Source organism: Peribacillus sp. P4_C12 (assembly GCF_056402095.1).
In genome coordinates this window covers 1-3,174 of sequence record NZ_JBFUIB010000428.1, presented here as the reverse complement: position 1 = coordinate 3,174, position 3,174 = coordinate 1, and the positions used below count along the sequence as shown (strand labels likewise).

At 34.7% G+C, this 3,174-nt stretch carries 3 protein-coding genes and 1 pseudogene; 2 read left to right on the top strand and 2 right to left on the bottom strand.

The window, feature by feature from the left end:
• Nucleotides 1-20 precede the first annotated feature (20 nt).
• Both AC1DUW_RS24290 and AC1DUW_RS24285 read right to left on the bottom strand, forming a co-directional pair.
• Nucleotides 21-170: a hypothetical protein gene (locus tag AC1DUW_RS24290; RefSeq protein ID WP_477643668.1), complete on the bottom strand. Its 150-nt coding sequence runs from the start codon at nucleotides 168-170 to the stop codon at nucleotides 21-23.
• A 21-nt stretch (nucleotides 171-191) separates the two neighbouring features.
• Nucleotides 192-590 (bottom strand): hypothetical protein, encoded by a 399-nt coding sequence (locus AC1DUW_RS24285; RefSeq protein WP_053345478.1) that lies wholly within the window; start codon nucleotides 588-590, stop codon nucleotides 192-194.
• Nucleotides 591-747: 157 nt separating this feature from the next.
• Here AC1DUW_RS24285 and AC1DUW_RS24280 point away from each other — a divergent pair.
• Together AC1DUW_RS24280 and AC1DUW_RS24275 are read left to right on the top strand one after the other, a co-directional pair.
• Nucleotides 748-899 (top strand): annotated as a pseudogene (locus AC1DUW_RS24280) (IS1595 family transposase); the annotation flags it as partial.
• A gap of 462 nt (nucleotides 900-1,361) precedes the next feature.
• The coding region (locus tag AC1DUW_RS24275) for an efflux RND transporter permease subunit (protein ID WP_477643667.1) at nucleotides 1,362-3,174 on the top strand (1,813 nt) is incomplete at its 3' end.

Genomic DNA, 3,174 nt, shown 5'->3' with positions numbered 1-3,174 from the left:
TCCTGATGTATCGGGGTTTTCTAACTCCCTTGAGCTTCTACTGCAATCCCAAGAACAGTAAGAATGTTTCCTATGTTAACAATCAATGAACCAAATAAATCAATCTTATCTCCAATATTAGTAGGTAAGGAATTTAAAATATGATCTTCTTCGGGTTTCCACTGGTTCAAAACTTCTCACCTTCTTGGCTATTACTTTATTTTTTTAAATAAGCTCAATGTTGCCACATTTAGCTCTAGTTCAATGTCTTTTAATTTGGAAATTGCATTTTGTATATCGTCTTCATTCAATTCTGTTAGGGTTTCATTATCAATTCTCCATAATAAATTATTCAAACAATCTAAAATTTCCTTGAATGATTTTATTAATAATCCATGTTCCCCATCCAAAAGATATGGGGGAACAATAGTCTCTAGAGATTGGACACTACACTGTCCTACACTAATCGCATTTTTTAAATCTATACAGTACTGGTCATAATCAGAAATTATTCCATCAATATAAGTAGGATGTACCATATTAGAGATATAAACTAAATTTCCTCCCACCAATTGTAGAGTTTGCCCGTATTTCTTTAAATTTCTTCTCATATAATTTCCTCCTGATAACCAAAACACATTGGGCTTTTATCTTTGATAATGTATGCAATGGAAATAAAATGGTTCAAATAAAAAGTAAGAGTTCATTTGTATAAAATAATGATAAAAACTTCTCATTTGTGAGGGCTGTTTATGCTAATGTTCCCCTGTAAAAAAGGGGATTTTCCACCTACAGCATGTTAATACCTTTCACCACTGTTTGAAACATGGGTGGGGAGTTTTCAAAGAATCGCGACAAAGTACTTGGATAACTGCTCCTATTGGTACCGTTGGCCCGAATTGGGTAAGAACTTGGTTTTCATCAGTTAGCTAATGCAAATTCAATGGGGTATGTTCGTTGATGGGATAAATAAATAATATTGGGCACTGGTTTAGATACATTTAAGTAAATAATGAATATTGGATGTATACGATAGGTGGCAAATGAAGTATTAATTCATTTGAACGAAGCTAAAGAACATTGGGAAAAAAGTAGTTTTTGAGACAATTCTTATTCAGTTAACGGGTAGCGTAATTAAATAAGGAACACGAAAATTATCAATCTTTTTTATTAAAGAATAATTGGATTAAATATTATAAGAGCAGGTTTTGAACAATCATTTTTCAAAACACGCTCTTTACTTTGTTCGTTTATTAAGGGAGCATTAATTAAAAATATATTTTATTTCAAAACTAAAATTTTTACTCACTTACATTAGTAATATATGGTATTATTTAAAATGGTATTATTTTCTAAAATATACAATCTGGGGTGAAATTTACATGGAGTTTTTTACTAAGTGGTCGTTTAAGAACAAGGCAGCTGTTTCATTAGTAACCATTTTTATTTTGTTGATAGGAGTTGTTAGTTATTTTAAACTGCCGATGGAATTTTTACCATCTGCTGATAATCCACAAGTTACGATTGTCACAATGGGGCAGGGCACTGATTCGAAAACGATGGAAACGCAAGTTACAGATCCGATAGAAAGGGTTGTTACAGGAGTAAAAGGAAAGAGTTCAGTATACTCCACCACTGGAGATGGATTTTCAAAAGTAGATCTATTCTTTGAATCGGGATCTGATATGAAACAAGCAAAACTTGATGTTCAAGAGGCTTTAGACAATGTAACATTGCCTCAAAATATTGCAAAGCCTACTGTTACACAGCTTAATACCTCAATGATTCCTATTTCATTTATAGCTGTGACTTTTAAGGACGGATTAACAGCTGAAAATCTAGACTTTGCTAAGAAAGAATTAGAGCCTCTATATAAAGATATTAAAGGAGTTTCAGATGTACAGACATTTGGAGTTTCCCAATCTGTTCTTTCAGTTAAAGTGGATAATAAACAATTGGCTAAAAAGAAAGTCTCCATTCAAGATGTAATGAGCGTCCTTAACGGTCAGAATACAGCTCTAGCCGTTGGCGAGAAGGTGATTGATGGGAAGACAAGTAATATTAAGGTTATCGGTGATTTAACGAGTATTGAAAAATTAAAAGCGCTAAAGGTCACTTCAAAGGTCACGCTAGGAGAGATAGCAAAAGTTGACGAAGCGAAGAATGGTAACCTCATTAGTCGTTTTAACGGAAAAGAAAGCATTGATATAAGCATTATTAAGGACAGCCAATCAAATGCTGTCACAATCAGTAAAGAAGTTGAAAAAGTATCAAAAGAAATTAATGAAAAGTATCCTGACCAGAAATCAACTATCTATTTATCTACAGCTGATATGGTGGAGACTTCTGTTCAGACGATGGTTAAAGAAGTGCTACTTGGTGCACTATTCGCCACTATTGTGATTATGGTCTTTTTACGAAATGTACGGTCTACATTTATTACAATCGTATCCATACCTTTATCTCTTGGCTTCACGTTATTTTTGCTATCATTGTCGGGAGTGACGTTAAATATATTGACGCTAGGCGGTGTCGCTGTTGCGATTGGTCGCTTGGTGGACGATAGTATTGTTGTTATTGAAAATATTTTCCGGAAAATGCAACAAGAGAAGATTTCAATCCAATTGGTGATGGATGCAACAAAAGAAGTAGGAGTGGCGATAACAGCTTCAACACTTACTACTGTAGCCGTCTTCTTGCCAGTAGCTTTATTGAACGGAGGGCTTCAAGAATTTCTACTGCCTTTTGCTTTAACGGTCACTTATTCTTTGCTAGCTTCTTTAATTGTAGCATTAACTGTTGTTCCGTTAATGAGTGCAGGATTACTGAAGAAAGCGAAGTTGCCAAAACATCGACCAGCTAAGCGTTTTACTAAGTTGGTTACTTGGTCATTAAACCATAAATGGATGGTCTTGATTGTTGCATTGCTGTTGTTTGTCGGTTCAATTGGTACATATTTTGCTATGCCAAAAGGAGCAATTGATAATTCTTCAGCTGACTATGCCTCCGTGACGTTAACTTATCCAAATGATCAGCCCTTTGATAAAGTAAAAGAAAAAGCGATTGAACTCGAAGAAACGATTCAAGATAGGAGTGAAGTGGATAATGTGTTCATGCAATTAGGAAACTCTGCCGAAGCGGCTCAATATGGCGCTGTCACATCACCTACAGAAGCGACTTTTGGTATCTTAGTGA

Bases quoted from the DNA above. Each gene is read 5' to 3' on its own strand.
- AC1DUW_RS24285 (WP_053345478.1), bottom strand. From the start codon at position 590: ATGAGAAGAAATTTAAAGAAATACGGGCAAACTCTACAATTGGTGGGA.